The sequence below is a fragment of the Dongia soli genome (genome assembly GCF_034044715.1).
GTDB lineage: Bacteria > Pseudomonadota > Alphaproteobacteria > Dongiales > Dongiaceae > Dongia_B > Dongia_B soli.
Window position 1 is genome coordinate 1,242,446 of the sequence record NZ_JAXCLW010000001.1, and the last position, 22,955, is coordinate 1,265,400.

General features: G+C 59.5%; 29 protein-coding genes. 18 read left to right on the forward strand and 11 right to left on the reverse strand.

What is annotated here, in order from left to right; all coding sequences use genetic code 11:
- Positions 1–79 precede the first annotated feature (79 nt).
- Entirely contained in the window at positions 80–1,072 is a 993-nt protein-coding gene (gene ligD, locus SMD27_RS05720; protein WP_320507567.1) for a non-homologous end-joining DNA ligase, read from the forward strand.
- Here the strand turns inward: ligD and SMD27_RS05725 are convergent.
- The 4 genes from SMD27_RS05725 to SMD27_RS05740 all read right to left on the reverse strand — a co-directional run bounded on the left by SMD27_RS05725 (position 1,062) and on the right by SMD27_RS05740 (position 3,018).
- On the reverse strand, positions 1,062–1,388 hold the full coding sequence (locus SMD27_RS05725; RefSeq protein WP_320507355.1) for a hypothetical protein: 327 nt from the start codon (positions 1,386–1,388) through the stop codon (positions 1,062–1,064). The two genes, ligD and SMD27_RS05725, sit on opposite strands and share 11 nt — an antisense overlap.
- 118 nt (positions 1,389–1,506) lie before the next feature.
- Positions 1,507–2,019: a hypothetical protein gene (locus SMD27_RS05730; RefSeq protein WP_320507356.1), complete on the reverse strand. Its 513-nt coding sequence runs from the start codon at positions 2,017–2,019 to the stop codon at positions 1,507–1,509.
- A gap of 26 nt (positions 2,020–2,045) precedes the next feature.
- The gene (locus tag SMD27_RS05735) at positions 2,046–2,717 is read right to left on the reverse strand and encodes an SOS response-associated peptidase (protein WP_320507357.1); all 672 of its coding nucleotides are present in this window, start codon (positions 2,715–2,717) and stop codon (positions 2,046–2,048) included.
- A 13-nt stretch (positions 2,718–2,730) separates the two neighbouring features.
- Positions 2,731–3,018 (reverse strand): hypothetical protein, encoded by a 288-nt coding sequence (locus SMD27_RS05740; protein ID WP_320507358.1) that lies wholly within the window; start codon positions 3,016–3,018, stop codon positions 2,731–2,733.
- A gap of 59 nt (positions 3,019–3,077) precedes the next feature.
- On the opposite strand from SMD27_RS05740, the gene SMD27_RS05745 reads away from it, so the two are divergent.
- On the forward strand, positions 3,078–3,368 hold the full coding sequence (locus SMD27_RS05745; protein ID WP_320507359.1) for a hypothetical protein: 291 nt from the start codon (positions 3,078–3,080) through the stop codon (positions 3,366–3,368).
- On the opposite strand, the gene SMD27_RS05750 is transcribed toward SMD27_RS05745, so the two are convergent.
- The 3 genes from SMD27_RS05750 to SMD27_RS05760 form a co-directional block, all read right to left on the reverse strand.
- Positions 3,363–3,806, reverse strand: coding sequence for a hypothetical protein (locus SMD27_RS05750; RefSeq protein ID WP_320507360.1), 444 nt, complete (start codon positions 3,804–3,806; stop codon positions 3,363–3,365). The genes SMD27_RS05745 and SMD27_RS05750 overlap by 6 nt on opposite strands.
- Before the next feature lie 119 nt (positions 3,807–3,925).
- The gene (locus tag SMD27_RS05755; RefSeq protein WP_320507361.1) at positions 3,926–4,396 is read right to left on the reverse strand and encodes a type II toxin-antitoxin system HicB family antitoxin; all 471 of its coding nucleotides are present in this window, start codon (positions 4,394–4,396) and stop codon (positions 3,926–3,928) included.
- Positions 4,397–4,424: 28 nt separating this feature from the next.
- Positions 4,425–4,616: a type II toxin-antitoxin system HicA family toxin gene (locus tag SMD27_RS05760; RefSeq protein ID WP_320507362.1), complete on the reverse strand. Its 192-nt coding sequence runs from the start codon at positions 4,614–4,616 to the stop codon at positions 4,425–4,427.
- Between the two features lie 222 nt (positions 4,617–4,838).
- Between SMD27_RS05760 and SMD27_RS05765 the strand changes: the two genes are divergently transcribed.
- On the forward strand, positions 4,839–5,687 hold the full coding sequence (locus SMD27_RS05765) for a DNA adenine methylase (protein WP_320507363.1): 849 nt from the start codon (positions 4,839–4,841) through the stop codon (positions 5,685–5,687).
- 416 nt (positions 5,688–6,103) lie between these two features.
- Here SMD27_RS05765 and SMD27_RS05770 read toward each other — a convergent pair whose 3' ends face one another.
- Complete coding sequence (locus tag SMD27_RS05770) at positions 6,104–6,646, reverse strand: ImmA/IrrE family metallo-endopeptidase (RefSeq protein ID WP_320507364.1); 543 nt, start codon at positions 6,644–6,646, stop codon at positions 6,104–6,106.
- Positions 6,643–7,017, reverse strand: a complete 375-nt coding sequence (locus SMD27_RS05775; protein WP_320507365.1) for a helix-turn-helix domain-containing protein — start codon at positions 7,015–7,017, stop codon at positions 6,643–6,645. The genes SMD27_RS05770 and SMD27_RS05775 overlap by 4 nt, the downstream gene beginning before the upstream one ends.
- A 204-nt stretch (positions 7,018–7,221) precedes the next feature.
- On the opposite strand from SMD27_RS05775, the gene SMD27_RS05780 reads away from it, so the two are divergent.
- The 5 genes from SMD27_RS05780 (at position 7,222) to SMD27_RS05800 (ending at position 11,242) form a co-directional block, all read left to right on the forward strand.
- Positions 7,222–8,328: an SDH family Clp fold serine proteinase gene (locus tag SMD27_RS05780; RefSeq protein ID WP_320507366.1), complete on the forward strand. Its 1,107-nt coding sequence runs from the start codon at positions 7,222–7,224 to the stop codon at positions 8,326–8,328.
- Between the two features lie 262 nt (positions 8,329–8,590).
- Positions 8,591–8,839 (forward strand): DUF3126 family protein, encoded by a 249-nt coding sequence (locus SMD27_RS05785; protein WP_320507367.1) that lies wholly within the window; start codon positions 8,591–8,593, stop codon positions 8,837–8,839.
- Positions 8,840–8,923: 84 nt separating this feature from the next.
- Positions 8,924–9,577: a LysE family translocator gene (locus SMD27_RS05790; protein ID WP_320507368.1), complete on the forward strand. Its 654-nt coding sequence runs from the start codon at positions 8,924–8,926 to the stop codon at positions 9,575–9,577.
- Positions 9,578–9,724: 147 nt separating this feature from the next.
- Positions 9,725–10,360, forward strand: a complete 636-nt coding sequence (locus SMD27_RS05795; protein ID WP_320507369.1) for a DUF1326 domain-containing protein — start codon at positions 9,725–9,727, stop codon at positions 10,358–10,360.
- Between the two features lie 15 nt (positions 10,361–10,375).
- On the forward strand, positions 10,376–11,242 hold the full coding sequence (locus SMD27_RS05800; RefSeq protein ID WP_320507370.1) for a DUF2182 domain-containing protein: 867 nt from the start codon (positions 10,376–10,378) through the stop codon (positions 11,240–11,242).
- Positions 11,243–11,249: 7 nt separating this feature from the next.
- Here SMD27_RS05800 and SMD27_RS05805 read toward each other — a convergent pair whose 3' ends face one another.
- Together SMD27_RS05805 and SMD27_RS05810 are read right to left on the reverse strand one after the other, a co-directional pair.
- The gene (locus SMD27_RS05805; protein ID WP_320507371.1) at positions 11,250–11,729 is read right to left on the reverse strand and encodes a pyridoxamine 5'-phosphate oxidase family protein; all 480 of its coding nucleotides are present in this window, start codon (positions 11,727–11,729) and stop codon (positions 11,250–11,252) included.
- Positions 11,730–11,853: 124 nt separating this feature from the next.
- The gene (locus SMD27_RS05810) at positions 11,854–12,663 is read right to left on the reverse strand and encodes an SDR family NAD(P)-dependent oxidoreductase (RefSeq protein WP_320507372.1); all 810 of its coding nucleotides are present in this window, start codon (positions 12,661–12,663) and stop codon (positions 11,854–11,856) included.
- Positions 12,664–12,781: 118 nt separating this feature from the next.
- On the opposite strand from SMD27_RS05810, the gene SMD27_RS05815 reads away from it, so the two are divergent.
- The 10 genes from SMD27_RS05815 to ahcY all read left to right on the forward strand — a co-directional run bounded on the left by SMD27_RS05815 (position 12,782) and on the right by ahcY (position 22,921).
- The gene (locus SMD27_RS05815) at positions 12,782–13,735 is read left to right on the forward strand and encodes a GlxA family transcriptional regulator (protein ID WP_320507373.1); all 954 of its coding nucleotides are present in this window, start codon (positions 12,782–12,784) and stop codon (positions 13,733–13,735) included.
- A 158-nt stretch (positions 13,736–13,893) separates the two neighbouring features.
- Positions 13,894–14,592 carry a response regulator transcription factor gene (locus tag SMD27_RS05820; RefSeq protein WP_320507374.1) on the forward strand — a complete coding sequence of 233 codons (699 nt, stop codon included), beginning with the start codon at positions 13,894–13,896 and terminating at the stop codon, positions 14,590–14,592.
- A gap of 120 nt (positions 14,593–14,712) precedes the next feature.
- Positions 14,713–16,719 (forward strand): stimulus-sensing domain-containing protein, encoded by a 2,007-nt coding sequence (locus tag SMD27_RS05825; RefSeq protein ID WP_320507375.1) that lies wholly within the window; start codon positions 14,713–14,715, stop codon positions 16,717–16,719.
- 20 nt (positions 16,720–16,739) lie between these two features.
- Positions 16,740–17,225: an HPr kinase/phosphorylase gene (locus tag SMD27_RS05830; RefSeq protein WP_320507376.1), complete on the forward strand. Its 486-nt coding sequence runs from the start codon at positions 16,740–16,742 to the stop codon at positions 17,223–17,225.
- A complete protein-coding gene (gene rapZ / locus SMD27_RS05835) occupies positions 17,222–18,250 on the forward strand; it encodes an RNase adapter RapZ (RefSeq protein WP_320507377.1) in 1,029 nt (342 codons plus the stop codon). The genes SMD27_RS05830 and rapZ overlap by 4 nt, the downstream gene beginning before the upstream one ends.
- A gap of 150 nt (positions 18,251–18,400) precedes the next feature.
- The gene (locus SMD27_RS05840) at positions 18,401–18,808 is read left to right on the forward strand and encodes a PTS sugar transporter subunit IIA (protein WP_320507378.1); all 408 of its coding nucleotides are present in this window, start codon (positions 18,401–18,403) and stop codon (positions 18,806–18,808) included.
- Positions 18,805–19,113 (forward strand): HPr family phosphocarrier protein, encoded by a 309-nt coding sequence (locus tag SMD27_RS05845; protein WP_320507379.1) that lies wholly within the window; start codon positions 18,805–18,807, stop codon positions 19,111–19,113. The genes SMD27_RS05840 and SMD27_RS05845 overlap by 4 nt, the downstream gene beginning before the upstream one ends.
- A 3-nt stretch (positions 19,114–19,116) precedes the next feature.
- Positions 19,117–21,036 carry a phosphoenolpyruvate--protein phosphotransferase gene (gene ptsP / locus SMD27_RS05850; protein ID WP_320507380.1) on the forward strand — a complete coding sequence of 640 codons (1,920 nt, stop codon included), beginning with the start codon at positions 19,117–19,119 and terminating at the stop codon, positions 21,034–21,036.
- Positions 21,037–21,049: 13 nt separating this feature from the next.
- Positions 21,050–21,469, forward strand: coding sequence for a metallopeptidase family protein (locus SMD27_RS05855; protein ID WP_320507381.1), 420 nt, complete (start codon positions 21,050–21,052; stop codon positions 21,467–21,469).
- Positions 21,470–21,625: 156 nt separating this feature from the next.
- The gene (gene ahcY / locus SMD27_RS05860) at positions 21,626–22,921 is read left to right on the forward strand and encodes an adenosylhomocysteinase (protein ID WP_320507382.1); all 1,296 of its coding nucleotides are present in this window, start codon (positions 21,626–21,628) and stop codon (positions 22,919–22,921) included.
- The last annotated feature ends 34 nt before the right edge of the window (positions 22,922–22,955 follow it).

Consider the following 22,955-nt stretch of genomic DNA (forward strand, 5'->3'; position numbering starts at 1 on the left):
CCACTCTCGTTCGTCTGGAACCCAGCGCAAACTCTTGGCCAAGATGCGCCCGGCGCCTCCACCTCAGAAAGGTGGCGCAATGCGGTGGCAAAAGATCAAGAAACCTACAGCGCGAAAGTCCTCCGCTGCCATCCCGCCCCAACTCTGTACGCTTGTTGCCAAGCCGCCTACCGGACCGGGCTGGGTGCATGAGATTAAGTGGGATGGCTATCGGATGGGCGCCGATATCGACCACGGCAAAGCCCGCCTGTTCACCAGAAATGGCTACGACTGGTCTGACCGGTTCCCCTCTCTCATCAAAGAGCTGGCCTTGCTGCCATGCGAGCGCGCTTATATCGATGGCGAGCTCTGCGCTTTGGATGAGAAGGGCGCGTCAGACTTCGGCGCATTGCAAGCGGCGATCGGCGCCAGCCGGGACGAAGATCTGATCTTCTATGTGTTCGATCTGCTGGTGTTCAACGGGAAGGACCTCAAGAAGCTGCCACTCAAGGAGCGCCGGTCAAAGCTGACGACCCTGATCAATGGCAAACGTCGGATGGAGTGGCCGCATATCCAGTTGTCGGAAGAGGTCCATGGTGACGCCGCTGTGTTCTTCAAGCACGCCTGCAAGCACAAGCTCGAGGGCATCATCTCGAAGAAGGCCGATAGCCGTTATGTCAGCGGGCGGACGCTGTCATGGGTCAAGGTCAAGTGCTCGCCCCGGCAGGAATTCGTTATCGGTGGTTATATCCCCAGCACAACAGGGCGAGGGGTGGGCTCATTGCTCCTGGGTCACTATCACGGCGGATTTCTGATCTACGACGGTCGCGCCGGAACGGGGTTTACGCATAAGCTGTCTGTCCAGCTTGAGCAGCTGTTAAAGCCCCTGGCAGTCGAGAAGCCGATCCTGCAGAAGGTGCCGCGGGAGCACGCCAAGCGCGCCGTATGGGTCAAACCAGAGCAGGTCTGCGAGGTCCAGTTCACGGCGCGGACGGCTGAGGGCTATCTCCGTCAGGCGAGCTTCAAGGGGCTGCGGCAGGACATCCGACCCAAGGATGTGACCGAAGCGCCGATCGCGCCGGTCACCTCCTAAAATGCACTACGTTCCGCCGGTCAGGCTCTCTGTCCGGCTCTTCATAGGGCAGGTCAGTTTCATCGATCTCTATCCATTCGCCTGCATCAGTGTATTCCGGCACTTGCAAAATGAGCCTGCCGCCCACACGCCGCACGGCCAAACGTAGTTCAAGCCCGTCGCGGGTTTCTACCCACTCGCCCAAAATGACGCTCTCGCCTCTGCTGTTCTCAACTTCCACAAAGCGGGGATTCTCGCCTGGTCCACCGCCGAACGAGCCTTCAAAAACGAACTTGAAATAACTGTCTTCATCGAGGGCTGGGTTGCGTTGCCTCATGGCCGTGTCTCCTTCAGCGGGTTTGAGACTCAACCGTCGCCGCGGAGATAGGTTTCGGATTTGCCGGGGATCTGCGGGAGATTGCGGGAATGTGATTTCGAACGAGCCGCAGTAGCGCTTAATTGATCGTGACCAAATTAAGCCGGCGACGGACCTCGCTGAGAAAGACGGTTTCGAGCAGATAGGTATTCTCGATGTCGACCAGCTCAATATTCGGATCCTTGAGATCCATTGCGGTCTGTCTGGCCATCCTTCGAGCTTCGATGATCGCTGGATCGTTATCATAGGTTTTCGACCCGTAGACGACTGCTAGATACTTATCGCCCGCATCAAGCCCAGTCAGATAATCGGGCGTCCGCAGCGTACTGAAATCCAAAGTGCGCTGGAGGACATCTATACCGAGAGGTTCACCGCAGGCCAGGACGTAAGCCAGTGGCATGTTCTTATAATTGCCCGGCTCCTCACCCGCACGGACAGCAACAGCGTGAAGGTAATAAAAGAAAAAGCCCAACACGAACGGGCTTTCCCAAAATTCTTTTGGGATATCGCCTGTAGCGCCGATCACATCCAACAGGGCCTTGGCGGCCTTGGCAGCGGCGCGATATGGGTCAGACTTTGCCATGCTGACCAACAGGGCATCATAAAGGAGGTTCCCCTTCAGACGGCGCCAGCTTCAAGCGGCTCGATGCATTCGGGTCCAGCGTTCTTCACGCTGTTGACGGCCTTGGACACTGGGACAGCCCGCATCTGCTCCGCCGGGAACGGATCGATCATCTTTCCGACATCGGCTGACGGTGTCTTATCGGAAAGCCAGGCGTCGAATTCGGTCGGGTCCAGAATCACAGGCATCCGGTCGTGTATTTCGGCCATAAGGCTGTTCGGTTCGCAGGTCAGGATCGCAGCGCTGTCGATGTCGCCTTCGGGTGATTTCCAGCGCTCCCAGACGCCAGCGAAAGCGAAGGGCTGTTTATCCTGCATCTGGATCAGATAAGGTCGCTTATCACCTTTGGGGCCTTTCCACTCATAGAAGCCATCGGCCGGTACCAGACAGCGGCGCTTCGCGATGGCAGCGCGGAACATCGGCTTTGCCTCGATGCCTTCGGCCTTGGCATTGATGACCGGCGGCCCCTTGGGCGCTTCCTTCAGCCAGAAAGGGAGCAGGCCCCAGCGGACGTTCACCATCTCGCGGGCATCGCCATTGGACCGAACGATCGGGATCTGCTGCGTCGGCGCGATGTTATACCGGGGCGCGAGATTCGGCAGGTTCTCGAAGCGAAACAGCCGTTTGATCGCGTCCACATTGGAGATGAAAACATATCGTCCGCACATGAAGATCTCCACTCTAGTCAGGCATGCTACTGTTCCGGGGACCGTCCATACCATGCGGCAATCGCACAATGTGCCAGCGATGCCGCTGGAGAGATTGAATAATAAGCTTGGCGACGTCGATCGCCCAGCGGTGCTCATACAATAGCTCGCCAGGTTGCAGTTTTCGGAATGTTTTGATCCGGTCTGGCGTCAGAATGAATTGGGCGACGTCGCGCGTAAGCTCCCACTCGAGCTCTTGCAGCGTTTCAGGAGGCATTTCCGTTCGAACGCCTAATTCGACCATTTTGAATTTGTCAGCCATGATCCGCTCTTATTCTTCGTTGGGTCAATCCATTCAAATCGGGCTAGGCGGCCAGGAGGATGGCCTTTTCTGCCGCCAGCCAGGCGCTTGACGGTGTCGGAGTCATCAACCGTCAGCATCACGGAAAAGCGATGATGCGTCCGGTGTCGGCAGTAGTGGCATTTGAGCCGCCGCAGCACCTCGGTCAGCGTGTAATCTTCGCCATATTTCTGGATGAGGCTGGTGGTCGAGAGGGTCCGCATGTGTTCGCAATTGCTGCAAGCGGCAACCAGGGAATGGTCTCCGACTTGGGCCAGGGTTGCGACTTTGCCTTTGCATCTGATCCGCCACATCCTGCAAGCCGCTCATAACGAATATTGCCGCTCGATCCTGGCCAGCGTCAGATCATCAAAGACAGCCAGGTCGCCGCGATCGGCGCAGGCCTCTAAAAACATTTCGGTCGCATAGGTGCGGCGGTGTTTTTTTGGGTCGGCCTGCCACTTGGCAAAGAGGGCGGGGGTCACTTGGAATGGGCCACAATCGGCGCAAAACTGCTCGACGTTTTTGCCGGGCTGCATGTCGGTATACTCGGCCACGTGCCCGCAGAGCAGGCAGTTGGGAACGGCCGGGCTCGGCTCGTTGGCTTCAATTTGCTCGATCGCCGCAACCAGCTTTCCCCAAAAGGTCTGCTCGCGAACGGGATCGAGACCGGGAATGGGTCGGTCACGGCGCGCTCGCGCGTATGCGAGCGCTCGATCGCCGCGCCGGCGAATTTCCATTCTGGCGAAGTCTTCAAAGTCCGCTTCCATGGCCGCTCTCTGGGCATTCGTGCGTCTAAAGAGTTCCTAAAATGTTCTCATCCTGGCGCGAGAGTCAACGGCCCTATTCCTGGTGTCTCAGCCGGGTGATGTGCTGCCACTTGTAGCGATTAATTGGCCCGCTTGGCCGATTTCTTGTTCCGGACGGGAAGGTCAACCTTGCCGGCTGGCCGGGTTTGCATTAGCAACCGGGCGCCCTCGGTGAAGGCGGCGCTGCGGGTCAGGCCGGCGCGCTGAGCGTATTGGTCGACCGCTTCAACCAAGCCTGTATCGAGCGAGAGATTGGTTGCCTGCGGCTTGCCCTGGGCGATCGGTAGCAGGGGGATGACCGTGACGATCGCGTTCTCCCAGTCGATCCAGTCTTCGCCGGCCGCTTTGATTGCTTCCAAGCTGCGTGGGGCGGGAACGGCCGCACCATCGGCGATCATGCCGGCGACATGCAGCGCAAGCGCTTCGGTGCCCATCGAGATCGCCTCCTCATAGGTGGCGCCGACCGAAATGCAGCCGGGGAAATCTGGAAACATGACGCCGTAATCAGAGCCGGCTTCCTTGTGGATCAGGGCGACGTAGTAATCCAGCATCTCACTCTCCTTGGCGGCCGCCAGGCTCTCAGAGCCCGGCTTGCTTCATGATCGACCGGACGGTGCCGGTCGGTAAATCCTTCTTCGGGTGAGGGACCGTTACGCGGCCCGGCTTGGTCGGGTGCTTGTACTGGTTATGGCTGCCGACCGTGCCGACCAGATACCAGCCGTCTGCCTCGATCAACTTGATCAGTTCGCGGCTGCTATAGGCTTTCGGCATTTCGTTCCCCTGTGTATGCGCATATATTTGCGCATAAGAGGGCGCTCTGTCAAGAGTAATGCGCATATATTTGCGCATAGGTTCCGCTCGGCTGCTACCGGGCGGGGGAAGGGGCGCGCGAACGCCCCTAACCGCGTGTTGTGGCACGCACGCCTGAACCGGCCGATCTCAGGCCGTCCCGCCACCCCTGCAGGGGCGGGTGCTTACTAATGGAAAGTGTGAATGGAGTCCAATTATCAGCGGCCGGTAACCCCGGTCGAGCCGATTGCCCCGTGGCTTGGCGGCAAGAAGCATCTAGCTCAGCGCCTGGTCAATCTGATCGCCGATATCCCGCACAAGACCTATGTCGAGCCTTTCATCGGCATGGGCGGCGTCTTCCTGCGTCGGCATTACGCGCCGCCGGCCGAAGTCATCAACGACATCAATCGTGAATTGGTCACCATGTTCCGGGTGGCGCAGCGGCATCGAGCGGCTTTCATTGAGGCCGTCGATCGCTGGAGCCTGGCCAGCCGCGACGAATTCGATCGGCTCAAACGCACGCCGCCGGATGTGCTGACCGACATCGAGCGGGCGGCCCGATTTCTCTACCTGCAACGCCAGGCCTTCGGCGGCAAGGTGAAGCATCCATCTTTCGGCGTCGATGTCGCCGGCGGATCTCGATTGCGAGCGAGGGCGGCCGTTCGGCACATCGAGGATCTTGGCCGCCGTCTCGAGGGCGTCATCATCGAGTGCCTGCCGTGGCGCGATCTCATCGACCGCTATGATCGTCCGGACACGCTGTTCTATCTCGATCCGCCTTATTGGGGCTGTGAGAGCGACTACGGTTCGGATTTCAAGCGGTCGGATTTCTACGACATGGCCGCCCGGCTCCGGAAGCTGCAGGGCCGGTTCATGCTATCCCTCAACGACGCGAACGGCGTTCGCGAATGCTTCGCCGGGTTTCACTTCATCGAGGTGGAGACGACTTATTCCATGGGGACGAGGGAGCGCGGGGTGGGGCAGAGAGCCGACGAGCTAATCATCACTAAGTCGGGAGGGATTTCGAGCGGACGCCTATTTGACATGACTTAAACAAGATCGGTGCCGGTTTTTTGATCTCGGCAAGTATGCCGGCAGGGCCTCCAGGTCCCTGCCGGTTTCGTTAATTAAACAATAAATTACGGGTTACTTGCGCTTCCTCCGGACAAGAAACGACCAGCACTCGTACCCATACTCATGGGCGTCGAGGACGCGCTGGGAATTCCTTACCCGCCGGTAACGACAATGCACCCAATCCCAGCCTTCGGGGGCCGGTTTCCGGGTATACGTCATTAGCGTATCTCCCGCGGCTATTTGCCTCTTCCCTAAATCGCCCAGTCGTCCTATCTTTAGTCTGCGAAGACTAGGAGGAACTGGGGAAGGGTCCTGCGGTTAGGCCGCTTTCCTTCCGCAGAGTCTGGAATTATTTGGAAGCGAACTGAGATGGCAGTCTTGGTTCGCTTTCGTTTTTAGAAGACCTCCTGCATCGAGAGATTCAGCTGTTTCGTTCTGTGGCGCGCAGCGTCCCTCGATACACCGAACCGATCCATTACTTCGTCGATGTACTTGCATGTTTTAACCAAAATGGCTGGCATTAGCAGGCATCCGCCAAAACAGTTTGCTTGCCACTCTGGATCACAGTTTGTCCGAATTGGCTGATCCCCCATTCGACGGGACAAGAAGCGCTGGGAATGGAGAAGAAGGTGACCGATTTCATGAGCAGCAGTAAATCGGTCACGGCCTTTCCCCTGAGTCACCCCCTCGTACACGTCGTCTCGTAGCCAAATCTCGGAGTCATCGGGAAAGGTCAAACCATGCTGATCTCCCATGGCCGGGCCTTCTTTCACGCGGAATACAAAGTTTTCGAAGATACTTGGAAGGCCAAATTCAAGGACTTTCACCACCGGGAAAAAGTCGACTTTTTCTAGGCCAAGAACTTGGCGCAATTGCCCAGCTACATTCTCGAGCGCAGCCTTAGTTGTCGGCTGCGCCTGAAATGGTCCGTGACTCATTTTTTATCCTTATCGTTGACCAAGATGTTGTGGAGTGCTTTCAGGTCAACTTCGGGCAAGTTGTTAAATCGGCGAGCAAACATTGCCGCCACAGAGCGCTCCATTGGAGAAGCGTCTTCAGGAACCTGAATTTGAAAGACCCTTTGCGATTGCTCTGCCGCAACTCGCAGATCTTCCAGTTGAGCGTCGTTAAGCCCGAGAGCGTTTGCTACGTCATGGATTAGTCCTCCTGGAATTGCTTTTTCCCCCGTTTCCACTGCGGACAAGAAGGCCGGTGAACGGCCGACTTGACCTGCCAAGTCCTTCAGCAGCAGGCCGGCATCGATACGATGCTTCCTGACCGCTTTGCCGAAGGGGGTAAGTTTGGACATGATAATAAGTCTCCTAGAAGAAGGTTGTTTTAGGTTTCTTCCCTCTGGCTCAGATAAACCAGGTTGGGTTAATCTATGCTACCCAGATCAGGATTTCAAGGAAAAAATTAACCTAACCCGGTGAAATCCAGCAACCGCCGATGCATGGGTTCCTGCGATGGCTGTGCATGTTCCTGTGGCCTTTCCGCAGGTGAATGTTATCGTATGCAGATGAAGCCCGTAGGGCACCGGATTGCATCCGAAGGTTGTTTTATGAATAATGGCCAGGCTTGGTTGGGGGGAGTTGGCGATATGGCCGCGAGCCATGTGACGGATGTCATCCGAAAATACGTGAAGCAACGAGAGTCAGATCTTTTTCTTTATAGCGGTCCTATCGAATACACTCACGCCAGTGAATTCGTCGATCTAGTGTGCCGCAAATCTTCTGGAAACAAGCGAGTTTTGCTGTTTTTGACGACGCCTGGTGGGGATCCCCACGCTGCGTACCGGATGATTCGTGCGCTGCGAGCCAGATATTCCACCGTGCGAATTGCCGTTTGCGGTCCCTGCAAAAGTGCGGGAACACTAATGACTATAGGCGCCCACGAGCTCCTTATGTCGGAGACCGGTGAACTTGGTCCTCTCGACGTGCAGCTGACTAAACCTGACGAGTTGATGCCAAACAGCAGCAGTCTGGACATTTTCCAGGCTCTTGCCGTCGCGACCAGCAATGCTTTTGAAGCATTTGAGCAATGCATGGTTGATCTTGTCGGGCACAGCTCAGGCAACATATCTACGAAGACGGCGGCGGAAATTGCTCGCGATTTCGTGGTTGGGTTATATGCGCCGATCACCGGGCAGATTGACCCGGTACGGCTGGGCGAGGTAAGACGCGCCAGCAAAATTGCCCATCAGTATGCCGAAAAGCTTGGTTCACACAATCTTAAGTCCTCTGCCATTGATACTCTGGTGAACGGGTACCCTTCGCACGGGTTTGTGATCGACGCCGAGGAGGCCAAACGCCTCTTCAAAAATGTTTTGGCACTCGATGAAGATGAAAAGGTTATCGCAGGCGGCCTGAAAAGCAAATTGCGACATACGTCCCCGGACGTGTCATTTACGGACTTCGCGGATATTATTTCGCAACCTGAAAAGGAGGCTGACAATGGCGAAAGACCAGATAGAGCAGAGGCTACGCCAACTGTTTCGGGAAGAAATGGCGGAAGCGCGAAAAATGGTGAAAACCCAAGGAAGCAGCCACGAAAGACCGGCTCCCGCGCGAGTACCCGACCAGGCGTCGCCAAAAAAGCCAACGGACATGCGCGTGCCTAAGTATCTCGTGGCAACCAACTAAAAGATGGGACCCGTCGGGTCGAACTGATCGCTTTCGCCACAACCTAGCGAAACGGTCCCCCATAAGATAACTGTTTGCTTGTAACGGTTTCGGCCGCTGTGGGCTTTCCAGTTATTAAAGCTTGATCCTGACCGACCACGCCGCTATTGGGTGATGCCGACTGTGTCCCTTCAACGGCACCATTTCTTCATTAAGAATTGCCATTTCGATAACGGCGATCGACAGCAACGGATCGATGACATGACCCCCAATGAAATTGCCCGGTTGCAGGATTACCTGCGGCGTACTTTCGACAATTCCAAGATTTTCGTCGATCCGCCGGTCAAGAAGGGGGCGACGATCGAGGTCCGCATCGCCGACGAATTCATCGGCGTGCTGCATCGCGATGAGGATGAGGGCGAAGTCTCCTATTCCTTCCAGATGTCGATCCTGGAAGAAGATCTGCCGCCGCTCAGCGCTGTCCAGCAGCAACCCCGCAAGCCGAAGTAATCAATCCGTCACAAACCGTTCAAACCATCTTGCCTTTCCCGGCGTGTCGTGGATCACTCGCGAAAACACGTAGGGGAGGATGAGATGTCGTTCGAACACTGGTTGGCTTTCGCCGCGGCCTCCGCGATCCTGGTAGCGATTCCGGGACCGACGGTTCTGTTGGTGATTTCCTACGCCCTTGGCCATGGCCGGCGCTCGGCGCTGGCGACGGTCGGCGGCGTGGCGCTCGGCGATTTCACCTCGATGACCGCCTCGATGCTGGGGCTCGGCGTTCTCCTGATGGCAACGGCCACCCTCTTCACCGTGTTGAAGTGGGTTGGCGCTGCCTATCTCATCTATCTTGGTATCAAATTGTGGCGGGCGCCGGTCACGGCCGGCGGCCTCGCGGCAACCGATGCGGCGGCGCAACCCTGGCGTATCTTCCTGCATGCCTATGCTGTGACCGCCCTCAATCCGAAGAGCATCATCTTCTTCGTCGCCTTTCTGCCCCAATTCATCGATCAGCATGCACCGATCGTGCCGCAGATGATGATCTTCATGGCGACCTTCCTGATGCTCGCAACCATCAATGCAACCGCTTACGGTTTGATGGCCTCGGCGGCCCGGCGCACCATTCGCCGGCCGTTGGTGCAGCGCCTGGTCAATCGCATCGGTGGCTCGCTGCTGATCGCCGCTGGGCTGTTCACGGTGACATGGCGACGAGTGGCAAGCTGCGCAAGCAATCCGTCATTTTCCTAACCTGAGATTTTATTCCAAATAACGCGCCGTGATGTGCTCCAGATCACGGATTCCTGGATTTGTCGTGAATCCGCGCGCTCCTCTTGGTGCTCTATGCTAGGCTCTTCTTTCTAGCGTACTGCGCTCGAGCAATCGACGGAGGGAACCATGGCGGACACCAAGTGGACGATCCAGGCGCGGGAATTCGCCCACTGCAACTGTGACTACGGCTGTCCCTGCCAGTTCAACGGCCGGCCGACCCATGGCAATTGCCAGGCTATTCTCGGCTTCGAGATTGATCACGGATTTCACGGGACGACACCGCTCGACGGCCTGCGCGTTGCCGCCGTCTTCTCCTGGCCCGGTGCGATCCACGAAGGCAATGGCGCGGTGCAGCCGATCATCGATCGGCGCGCGACCCCGGCGCAGCGTGATGCTCTCTTGCGTATCATCTCCGGCCTCGACACCGAACCCGGCGCCACGGTCTTTCAGGTCTTTTCTGCTACTTTCGAGACGGTGCATGAGCCGATCGATGCGGAGATCGAATTCACGGTCGACATAAACGCGCGCACGGCGCGTCTTTTCGTTGACGGCGTGATCGACTCCCGCGGCGAGCCGATCCGCAATCCGGTGACCGGTGCCGAGCACCGGGCGCTGATCGAATTGCCGAACGGCTTTGAATTCATCCGGGCGGAGACCGGCCGCGGCTGGGCCAATACCGAGGGCGCGATCAAATTGACGATCGCCGATAGCCACAGCCATTTTGCCCATTTGAACCTGACGCAAAGCGGCGTCATGCGTTAGGCGGGATAGGCTGCGATGGTGACACTGACGCTTGAAAACGTCCTACGGCGCGATCGCTGGATCGTCGTGGTTGCGCTTGCTGCCATCGTCATGCTGTCGTGGATCTACATCCTCTCGCTGGTCCTGCAGATGCATGGCCCGGCCACGTCGGATAACATGCCTGGCATGGATATGCCGATGAGCAGCATGCCCGGAATGGATATGTCGGGCCCGAAAATGTCCGGCATGGCGATGGCGGGAATGGATATGCTGGCGACGCCACATCTGGCCGACCAGACGGTTCTGTTCCTGATGTGGGTGGCGATGATGATCGGCATGATGATCCCCGCCGCCGCGCCGATGATCCTGCTTTATGCCCGTGTTGCCCGCAAGGCCGCCGCCCACGGCAAGCCCTTCGCCGCGACCGGATGGTTCGCGGCGGGTTACCTGCTGGTCTGGGCCGCGTTCTCGCTGATTGCGACATTGCTGCAAGGATGGCTGCAACGACATGCCTTTCTGTCGCCCGACATGGCGATCAGCAACCGGTTGTTCGCCGGGTTCCTGTTGATCGCCGCCGGCTTGTTTCAGTGGGGATCGCTCAAGGATGCCTGCCTGTCGCAATGCCGGATGCCGCTGCAATTCATTCAGCAGCACGGCGGTTTCAGCCGGGATGCCGGGGGATCATTGAAGCTCGGCATGTATCACGGCGCTTATTGCGTCGGCTGCTGCTGGGCGCTGATGGCTTTGCTCTTCGTCGGCGGGGTCATGAACATGCTGTGGATTGCCGGCCTCACGATCCTCGTGCTGCTGGAAAAGATCGCGCCATTCGGCCGCAACCTGGCAAAAGCAATTGGCGTTGTCCTGATGCTCTGCGGTGTCGTGGTCCTCGCCACCCGGCTCTGAGGTTTTCTCAATTGGCCTTCAGGTCGGCTGCCGAAAGTCGGTGGATGCGGCCGAAGCCGGCGACATAGAGCGCTTCCAGAAGATTAAAGCGATAGAAGCGGAAATCGCCAAAACCGGCATAAAGCTTCGCTTCCGGGCGCTGCGCAAGATAGGCGTCCCGATCTTCCCCGGCCTCGCTCACGTTGAGGGTGCCAAGCAAGGTGACACGGGGCCCGGTCAAGGGTTCGGCGCGGTCCAGCGTGCCGTCGAAGAGCAGCGAAATATGCTTGTTCTGCTGCAGGTTCTTGGCGTGGTCCGACAAGTCGGAAAGCAGCAGGAGCGGCGCTCCGTCCCGGCCGAGAGCCGGCACCACCAGGGTAACGAAAGGAAAGTCGATATCGAGGCGTGATGTCAGCGTCCCCAGATAGGCACGTTCCGCCACGCGCAGCAATTGGCGGATCTCCCCCGGAATGTCCTGGATGTTTGCTGGTTGAATGTCGGAGCTCATCGAAAGTCCTTCGGCTTAACCTCAAGGTATGACGTGAAGCTTAAACAATGAAGCGCTGACGATATCGCAAAAGCCCGTGATCGCCCCAGGCTTTTGCGACATCCAGTTACCGGGTCGTGACCGTTCAGGCTGCTTTCGCTGCTGGGTAGCGCTTGGCCGGTTCGCTGCGCGACAGATTCGGCATCAGCTTTACGCGGGCAGCCTCGTAGGCCTCCAGATCGGCATTGTCAGGCAGGGCTGGGATGGTGATGAATTCGCCTTGATCGAGCCCGGCCAAGGCGGCGTCCACCATGTCCTCCGCCCGCATCACCATCTCAGCCGGCAAATGGTCGATCGGGGCACCGAGAAGGTCCCAGAACGCGGTTGCGGTGGCGCCGGGTGCGACGGCCTGGATGCGGATGTTCTTATCGGCAAGCTCGTGCTTCAGCGACCGGCTGAAAGCGAGAACGAAGGCCTTGGAAGCGCCGTAAACGCCATTCAGCAATTCGGGCGCGATGGCAACCACCGAGGCGATGTTGACGATTGTACCGCCGCTCCTGGCGACGAAACCGGGAACTGCGGCATAGGTCAGCCGGGTCAGTGCCGTGATGTTCAGGTCGATCATATTGGTCATTTTGTCGATATCGGCATCAAGCAGCTGTGCCGTGGCGCCGAAGCCGGCATTGTTGATCAGCAAGGTGATGCTGGAATCGGTGCGGAGCACATTTTCCACCCGCGCCAGATCAGACTTGGCGCTGAGATCGGCGGCAATTACTTCGATCGTGCGTCCGGTTTCATCGGCAAGACGGCGGGCCAGATCATCGAGGCGCGGGCGGTTGCGCGCCACCAGGATCAGGTTATAGCCACGGCGCGCCAGCCGGTCGGCATAGATTGCGCCGATACCGCTGGAAGCGCCGGTGATCAGGGCAGTGCCATTCTGGGAAGACGAGGTCATATAGGTTCTCCGGTTGAAGGAGCCAGCGAGGTGGCTCCTGGATAACCTATGCCCGATCGCCCATGTCTTAAATGTCATATATACAACCTTTTGGGACATATTCGCGTTAGGTCGAAGCATGCAAGTCATCGGTTTCGTCATTTTTCCGAAGTTCCAGGTGCTGGGCTTCGCCGTGGTGACCGCTTTCGAGGTAGCCAATGTGGTCGTCGGGGAGGCGATCTATGACTTGCGGCTGCTCTCGGAGCAGGGCGGCCTGATTCGGTCTTCAGCCGGCTTCGCGGTGGAAACGGAGGCTTTCGGATCGACCGCCGTGACGGAGGCGCAGTTCGATACCATCATCATCGGTGCTGGCATGCAGGTGGAAGCGACGACGCCGGGTCTACTGGATTTCGTGCGGGATGCGGCGCTGACATCCCGCCGCGTCGCCGCGCCCTGTATCGGCGCCTTTACCCTGGCCGAGGCCGGCCTCCTCGATGGCCGCCGGGCGACCACCCATTGGGCTTTCGCCCGCGAGCTGCAAACTCGGTTTCCCCGCTTGAAGGTCGAGGAAGACCGCATTTTCATCATCGACGGGCCGATCTGGACCTCGGCCGGCATGACCGCCGGCATCGATCTCGCTTTGGCGATGATCGAGAAGGATCTCGGCGCCGACATCGCGCGCGCGGTCGCCCGCAATCTGGTGGTCTATCATCGGCGCGCGGGCGGCCAGTCGCAGTTCTCCGCTTTGCTGGAGCTGGAACCGAAATCCGACCGCATTCAGCAGGCCTTGGATTACGCTAAGAAAAACCTGAAACAGCCGCTGAGCGTCGAGGAACTGGCGGCGGTCGCCCATCTCAGCCCGCGCCAGTTCAGCCGCGCTTTCCGCACTGAAACCGGTCAGTCCCCGGCCAAGGCAGTGGAGAATCTCCGGGTCGAGACCGCGCGCTTGCTGATGGAACAGGGGCGCCTGTCGATGGATGTGATCGCCGATGAAACCGGTTTTGCCGACCGCGAACGCATGCGGCGGGCCTTCCTGCGCGCCTTCGGTCAGCCGCCACAAACCGTCCGGCGCAACGCAAGATTGTCGCCTTGACGAAGTTTTTGTCGATTGATCAATGAGTTAGCTTGTGCGACCTATCTGCGTCGTCCGCTAAATACTGCAATTTCGCCCAAATTCCGTCATACTGCGGGCCGATCTTGGCAGCACGGGGCGGAAACGCTATCAGTTGGGCCAAGAAGGAGTATGCGCCAATGCCGCAGACCATTGCGCTTGTCGATGACGATCGCAATATCCTCACCTCAGTGTCGATGACATTGGAGGCCGAGGGATTCGCCGTGCGAACCTATACCGACGGGGCGGAGGCGCTGCGGGCGCTGTCCAGCCAGCCGGTCGATCTCGCCGTTCTCGACATCAAGATGCCGCGCATGGATGGCATGGAGCTTTTGGAAAAGCTCCGGCGCAGCAGCGACGTTCCCGTCATTTTCCTGACCTCGAAAGACGACGAGGTGGATGAATTGATGGGCCTGCGCATGGGTGCGGACGATTACATCAAGAAGCCCTTTTCGCAGCGTCTGCTGATCGAACGCATTCGCACCCTGCTGCGCCGCGAACTCAGTCGCGGCGGTGTGGGCGAGAAGCCCGGCGAAGCGGCGCTGATCCGTGGAAGTCTGATGCTCGATCCGACCCGCCATCTCTGCACCTGGCAGAACGTGCCGGTAGAATTGACGGTGACGGAGTTTCTGCTGCTGAAGGCGCTCGCGCAGCGGCCGGGACATGTGAAAAGCCGCGACCAGTTGATGGATGCCGCTTATGGCGAGAATATCTATGTCGACGACCGGACGATCGACAGCCATATCAAGCGGCTGCGCAAGAAGTTCAAGGCGGTCGATGACAGCTTCAATCAGATCGAAACGCTCTATGGCGTTGGCTATCGCTACAAGGATGCTTAGCGAGGCGGCCGATAGCGGGCCATTGCGGCCATGACGGATTTCGCGCCAGACGATCTGTCGCCGGAAAATCGTTCACGGCCGTCTGGCAACAGGACGTCGCGCGACGGGGTAGGCCCCGGCGTGAATCGCCGCGTCAGTCTCGGCATGCCCGGCGTTCCCTCCACCCTGGCCGATGCCAGCAGCAAGCAAGCCAGGCGACGCTTCCGCTGGTTTAGTTGGTGGAAAGCAGCGGACGAGGTCACGCAGACACCTCCAGCAAGGGCTAACCAGGACGGAAAGGATCAAGGACGGCGAGAGCCCGTCCTGGTCGGTGGCCGCAAACCTCTTGCTGCAGATTATACGAATGTCACCAAGGTCGTGCCTTTACGCGACCGCCGGGATGTGTCCCACCCGGAAGCATCTCCAGCAGAGATGCTGCGCTCCGATCTGCCGCGCCCCGAAAGGCCCGGACGCGGCAGGGAGGAAGTTGACCGTGATTCCGCCGGCGACGAAGCGCAGAAAATGCGGCGTGACAAGACCCGGCCGAGCGCCAGCCATCGCCCGTTATGGCAATCTCCGCTGACGCGCAGAATCCTCGCCGTCAATATGCTGGCTTTGGCCATTCCGATTATCGGTCTGCTCTATCTCGATTCTTATCGCAGCAGCCTGATCCAATCCGAACTGGAATTGCTGCAGACCGAAGGTAAGCTCTTCTCCGGCGCGCTGGCGGCGAGCGGCGTTGCCACTGGTCCTTTGGGTGACGAGCGCCTGGTGCCGGAGACGACACGCCAGACGGTGCGCCGTTTGGTCGATGTCTCGAAAACGCGCGCCCGGTTGTTTGCGCCCGATGGTGCCTTGCTTGCCGATAGTTTCCTCCTCTCCGGTCCGGGCGGCGTGGTCGAAATTCAACCGCTGCCACCCCCGGAACCCGATCACGGTTTCCTCTGGCAGGCCGTCATCCAGGCCTATAACTGGGCCTTGGCATTGTTGCCCAATGGTACGCGTCTCCCGCCCTACAGCGAATCCGCCATCCAGACGGCGGGCGATTATCCCGAAGTGCAGAAGGCGCTCAGCGGCGAGATCGGCACCTTTATCCGCGATGCCGGCAACGGTTCGCTGGTGCTTAGCGTTGCGGTTCCGGTGCAGCGATATCGGCAGGTTCTCGGCGCGCTGTTCCTGACCAAGAGCGGGGAGAGCATCGAGAACACTTTGCGCGATACGCGGCTCACCATTCTCGGCGTGTTCGGTGTTGCGCTCACTGTCACGGTACTCTTGTCCTTCTATCTCTCAAGCACCATCGCCCTGCCGATCCATCGCCTCGCCGATGCGGCGGACCGGGTGCGCCGGGCCAAAGGGCGCAAAATCACCATTCCCGATCTCACGCGCCGCCGTGACGAAATTGGCGATCTCTCCGGCTCGCTGCGGGACATGACGCGCGCCGTCTGGAATCGCATGGATGCGATCGAACGTTTCGCTGCCGATGTCGCTCATGAAATCAAGAACCCCCTTACGTCGCTGCGATCCGCCGTGGAGACGGTGGCGCGGGTTGAGGATCCGTTGCAGCAGAAGAAGCTGATGAGCATCATTCTGGATGACGTGCAGCGATTGAACCGGTTGATCAGCGACATCTCCGACGCCTCTCGCGTTGACGCCGAAATGTCGCGTTCCGAAGCCGGGCCGGTCGATCTGCGCGACATTCTGCAGGCGATGGCCGATATTCATGCGACGACTGCGGATGACACGGCGCCGCATCTCTCGCTTGATCTGCCGGAAAAGACCAATCTGACCGTGCTTGGCATGGAAGGACGCCTCGGCCAGGTACTGCGCAATCTCGTCAGCAATGCCATTTCCTTCAGCCCGCCCGCCGGCGAAATTGTCCTGCGAGCCCGGCGCCAGGGCCGGTCCATTCTGGTCATGGTGGATGACCAAGGGCCTGGTATTCCCCCCGATAAACTGACCGCGATCTTCGAACGCTTCTACAGTGAACGGCCGAAAGGCGAGAAGTTCGGCACGCATTCCGGCCTCGGTCTCAGCATCTCGAAACAAATCGTCGAGGCTCACGGCGGGACGCTGACAGCGGAAAACCTGCGCGACGAAGAGAACAATATTCTCGGCGCCCGTTTCACGCTGCGATTGCCGGCGATCTGACCGAGCGGCATCGAAGCGTCATGCAATCCGATCAGTCGATAAGCAGCTCTGACACGCTTTGGCATGAGTTGGTTGCCGGGACCAGCATCGCGATCTGCGATGCCGGGGTGTTGCTGATCGGTCCGCCGGGGGCCGGCAAATCGGATCTGGCCTTGCGCCTCATCGATGAGGGCGCCAAGCTAATTGCGGACGACCTGACGGAATTGCGTCGCCATGGTGACCATCTCGTCGCCTTGTACCCGGCAGTGGCTCCCGCCGATCTGCGGGGTCGCATGGAGGTCCGGGGGCTCGGCATCATGCCGGTTCCTTCCGTTGCGGCGCCACTGCCCTTGCGTCTGATCGTCGAGTTGACCGCGCCGATCGAGCGGATGCCCGAACCGGCGGTGCGGCTTTATGCCGGCATTGCGGTGCCATGCGTGCATCTGGCCGCTTTCGAGGCCTCGGCACCGGCAAAACTGCGGCTTGCGGTCGCCGCCGCAGCCGGCCATATAATGGCGCCCTTATGAGCATCGACCCAGTTGCACCCGTTGCGCCCTCGGCCGGCGCGGATACATCTGCCGGCGCCGCCGGCAAGCATAATGGTCATGGCCCGTCGGGGCCGTCGGCCGGGCGTCCCCAATCCCGTCATGAACCATCGCGTCATGAGGAAGAAGGCCGTCGTGTCATCCTGGTCACCGGCATGGCCGGAGCCGGCCGAAGCACCGCGCTGAAATGCCTGGAGGATCTCGGTTACGAAGCGGTCGATAATCTGCCTTTGGCCCTGGCGCCGCATTTGCTGAGCGGCCTATCCGCTGCCAGCAGCGATGTGGCTGCCGATCGCAACCGGCCGATTGCGATCGGTATCGATGCCCGGACGCGTGATTTCACGGCCCAGGCAGTGACCGATCTGGTGGCCCAATTGCGTGGCGACCGCTGGCTGGATTCGACGCTCATTTTCATGGATTGCGAAGACGAGATCTTACGCCGCCGGTTTACCGAGACGCGCCGACGGCATCCTTTGGCGCCTGAGGGCACGGTGCTCGACGGCATCCAGCAGGAGCGCCGGCTGATCGCCCCGCTGCGCCTGCTGGCCGATCTCATCATCGATACCAGCGATCAGGCCAGCGGCGATCTGAAACGGCTGCTCAGCGGGCGCTTCGCTCTCGACCGGCGGTCGGGCGTCGCGATATCGGTTGTGTCGTTTTCCTTCCGCCGCGGTTTGCCGCGCGAAGCCGATTTGGTCTTCGATGTGCGCTTCCTTGACAATCCGCATTACGATCCCGTCTTGCGGCCGTTAACTGGTGAGGACGAGGCGGTCGGCGCCATGATTGCGGCCGATCCGGCCTTTGCCGCTTTTTTTCCCGCTTTGACCGATTTGCTCCTGCCGCTATTGCCGGGTTATGAACGCGAGGGGAAAAGTTACCTGACGGTGGCGATCGGCTGTACCGGCGGGCGGCATCGCTCAGTTTATGTTGCGCGGCGTGTGGCGGCATGGTTGCGCCAGCGAGGACAGGACGTCGCCTTGACGCATCGTGATTTGGAGCGGTCGTGACGATACAAGATAAATATAAACAATATAATCTTCAGGCAGGGTGAGCTTCACATGGTAATTTCCGCATGATGACCTTCAGGGGACGCATCCGCCGGGCCGATAATACAACGGCAGGCCAAGCAAGCCGGTGCGTACGAGGGGGATGAGGCGATGATCGGAATGGTCCTGGTAACCCACGGCAATCTGGCCGCCGAATTCCTCTCGGCGCTGGAACATGTCGTGGGCAAGCAGACGCAAGTGGCAACGGTTTGTATCGGTGCCGACGACGATATGGAGCTGCGTCGTCAGGAGATCTTTCAACGTGTGGCGGAGGTCGATAGCGGCGACGGCGTCGTGCTGGCGACGGATATGTTCGGGGGTACACCATCCAATCTCGCGATCTCCATGCTGGATCGGGCGAATGTCGAAGTCATTGCTGGCGTCAATCTGCCGCTGTTGATAAAGCTCGCCTCGGTGCGCAAGACGCAGAAGCTGGCCGAAGCTGTGAGCACGGCACAGGATGCCGGTCGTAAATATATCAATGTCGCATCGCAACTCTTGGCAGCCAGCGAGAAATGAAGACGCGCATGACCAATGGCGAGAGCAATGCCGCGACCGGCGGTCCTGTCAAGATCGTAATTAAAAACCAGCGCGGCTTGCATGCGCGGGCCGCAGCGAAATTTGTCAAGGTGGCAAGCGGTTTCGACGCCGATATTCGCGTCATCAAAGGCGAGGTCGAAGTCAGCGGTCAATCGATCATGGGGCTGATGATGCTGGCCGCGGGAATCGGCTGTGAAATCGAATTGCGCGCCAGCGGACCGGCAGCGTCCACCGCTCTGCGGGCGATCACCGAGTTGATCGATCGTAAATTTGACGAAGAGTAATCGATGATGGCGAAATCCGGTCGCAAGGACACGGACGGAAAGAAAGAACCAGGCATCAAGAGGGCCGCGGCACAACGCGGCGGAAAAATCGAAGGCGGGAAGATCGACGGCGCAAAGCCCGACACCGTGCGAAAGCGGACCAGGACCGCCGCGAAACCACATGGCCGCCAGGACCGGCACAATGTCATTCTCGAAGGATTGGGTGTTGCTGGCGGCATCGGCATCGGCCAGGTCCATCTGATGGAAACCGGCGATGTGCATGTGCCGGAATATGAAATCCCAGTCGAGAAAATCGAGGCCGAGCTTGAGCGCTTCGTGGCGGCGCGTGAAAAGGCCGAACGCCAGATCAAAAAGCTGAAAACCAAATCGCTCGATCTGCATGGCAGTGCGGCGGAGGAAATGGGTTTTCTCCTCGATGCACATCTGCAGATGCTTTCCAGCTCGCGGGTGACGAGGGGTGTCGAACAGCGCATCCGGCACCACCAGAATGCCGAAGCGGCGGTGCAGGCGGAGATCTCGAAAGTCGCCCAGGACTTCGCCGGTCTCGGCGATGATTATCTTGCCGCCCGCGCCACCGATGTGCGCGAAGTCGGCGCACGCCTGCTGCGCAATCTGACCAAGACGCCCTATCAGGCCTTCAAGCATCTACCGGCAGGCTCCATCGTCGTGGCAGAGGAATTGACGCCTTCCGACACTGCTTTGCTCGATCCGAAGCAGATATTTGGCTTTGCCACGGTGCTTGGCGGCGCGGAAAGCCATACCGCCATCATGGCGCGGTCGCTCGGCATCCCGGCGGTGCTGGGCATTCCGGATTTGCTGGGCCGCACCAAAACCGGCGACATCGTCATCGTCGATGGCACGGCCGGCCGCGTCATTATCAATCCCGGCGAGGCCTTGCTGGCGGATTACCGCCGCCGCCAGGGAGAGCTGGAGCGCGATGTCAAGCAGCTCGCCCGCTTGCGCAAGCTACCCGCGGTGACGCGCGATGGCCGCCGCGTCGGCCTGCTGGCCAATCTGGAATTGCCGCGCGAAGTGGCGATGGCGGCGCAGGCGGGGGCTGAGGGCATCGGTCTCGTACGCACCGAATTCCTGTTCATGAACCGCGAGGACCTGCCGAGCGAGGACGAACAATACCGGGCTTTGCGCGAAATCATCGAAGGGATGGAGGGGCGACCCGTCACCATCCGCACGCTCGATCTGGGTGGTGACAAGCTGGCGGTGTCGCTCGGCGACCGGCTGGGTGAATCGGCGAATCCCGCACTCGGCTTACGCGCCATTCGCCTCAGCCTGCGCGAGCGTCATCTGCTTGACACGCAATTGGCCGCGATCCTGCGGGCCGCTACGCATGGCACGGTGCGCATCTTGCTGCCGATGATCTCGTCGGTCGGGGAGGTGAAGCAGGTGCGTGAGGCCTTGGTGCAGGTGGCGCGGCGCTTGAAACGGCGCGGTGCCAAGGTGCCGGATCCGTTGCCGTCTGTCGGCGTGATGATCGAGGTGCCGGGGGCTGCTTTGGCGGCTGATGCGCTGGCTCAAGTGTCGGATTTCTTCGCCATCGGATCGAACGATCTCACCATGTATACCCTGGCGATCGATCGCGGCGAGGAGCAGGTAGCGCATCTCTATAATCCGCTCCATCCGGCGGTGCTGCGGCTCATTCAATTCGCCACCGAAGCCGCCTTGCGTTCCGGCATCCAAATCAGCATCTGTGGCGAAATCGCCGGCGATCCGCGTTACACGCCGTTGCTGCTCGGCCTCGGCATCCAGGATCTCAGCATGGCATCGACCTCCTTGCCGCGGGTGAAGCAGCGTATCCGCAATATCGATTTCGTCGCGGCGACGCGCTGTGCGCGATTGATCATGGACCAGTCCGATATGGGGCGGATTGCCATGTTGCTGGATGATTTCAACGCTCTTGCCATGTGAAAAGGCGATCCGGATGAGCGATACGGAAACCCGTTGCGGCCCGCCGCCCAGCCTCGCGCAGATGGAGGAGATCGCGGCACGCGTCTATGCCGAGCTGCCGCCCGCTTTCACCGCGCCGTGTCGCAATCTTGTCATCCGGGTGGAGGACTTTCCTGACGACGAGGTTCTAGTCGAAATGGGAATCGATTCGCCATTCGATCTCGCGGGCCTTTATCAAGGGGTACCGCTGACCCAGCAGGAAATCAGCAATCCCCGCCCGGCGATCGACATGGTCTTCCTCTATCGCCGGCCGCTGCTGGACTGGTGGTGCGAGGAGGAGCGGGATCTGGAAACCCTGATTCGCCATGTACTGATCCACGAAATCGGCCATCATTTCGGCTTCAGCGACGAAGATATGGAGCGGATCGAGGGCACTGCCTGGGACCCCAGTTAAGGGCTCACCCAGGTTCCAATAACCCTATAATTGAAATGGTTATGGGACATGGGCGAATCGCACGAGCGTTCACGCGACATTGTCCGGCGCTGCGGCTTGCCCCAGGGTCGGTGGGCTGCTAGAAGCGGGGCGATTTATCGCCGTTAGGAGAACAGCATGTCTGCCTTTACCGATTACAAAGTCAAGGACATGAGCCTCGCCGACTGGGGCCGCAAGGAAATCGCCATCGCCGAGACCGAAATGCCTGGCCTGATGGCGCTGCGGGCCGAATATGGCAAGGCGCAGCCGCTGAAGGGCGCGCGCATCGCCGGCTGCCTGCATATGACCATCCAGACGGCTGTGCTGATCGAAACGCTGACCGCGCTCGGTGCCGAAGTGCGCTGGTCCTCCTGCAATATCTTCTCGACCCAGGATCAGGCTGCCGCCGCTATCGCCGCCGCCAATATCCCGGTCTTTGCGTGGAAGGGCCTGACGGAAGAGGAGTTCTGGTGGTGCATCGAAGCCACCATCAAGGGCCCGAATGGCTGGACCCCGAACATGATCCTGGATGATGGGGGCGACCTCACCCAGATCATGCACGACAAATATCCCGAGCTGCTGAAGGACGTGAAGGGTATCTCGGAAGAGACCACGACCGGCGTGCATCGGCTATACGAGATGGCCAAGGCCGGCACGCTCAAGGTCCCGGCAATCAACGTCAATGACAGCGTCACCAAGTCGAAGTTCGACAACCTCTATGGCTGCCGCGAAAGCCTGGTCGATGGCATCAAGCGCGCCACCGATGTGATGGTGGCCGGCAAGGTCGCCGTGGTCGCCGGCTATGGTGATGTGGGCAAGGGCTCGGCGGCCTCGCTGCGCAGCCAGGGCGCGCGCGTCATGGTGACGGAAGTCGATCCGATCTGCGCGCTGCAGGCGGCGATGGAAGGCTATCAGGTAGTGACCATGGAAGACGCCGCGCCGCAGGGCGACATCTTCGTGACCGCCACCGGCAATGTCGATGTCATCACCCTCGACCATATGCGCCAGATGAAGGACCGTGCCATCGTCTGCAATATCGGCCATTTCGACAGCGAAATTCAGATCGCCGGTCTGCGGAATTACAAATGGCACAATGTGAAGCCGCAGGTCGATGAAGTTGAATTCCCCGATGGCAAGCGCCTGATCGTCCTGGCGGAAGGCCGCCTGGTCAATCTCGGCTGTGCCACGGGCCACCCCAGCTTCGTCATGTCGGCCTCCTTCACCAATCAGGTGTTGGCGCAAATCGAGCTGTGGCAGCACCATGCGAAATACGAACGCCAGGTCTATGTCCTGCCGAAGCATCTCGACGAAAAGGTGGCGGCACTGCATCTTGCCAAGGTCGGCGCCAAGCTGACCAAGCTCAGCGAGAAGCAGGCGCAGTATCTCTCGGTGCCGCAGGCCGGCCCGTTCAAACCGGAACATTACCGCTACTAAGTCACCATGACGGTCCGGGCTTCGCCCCACAGCA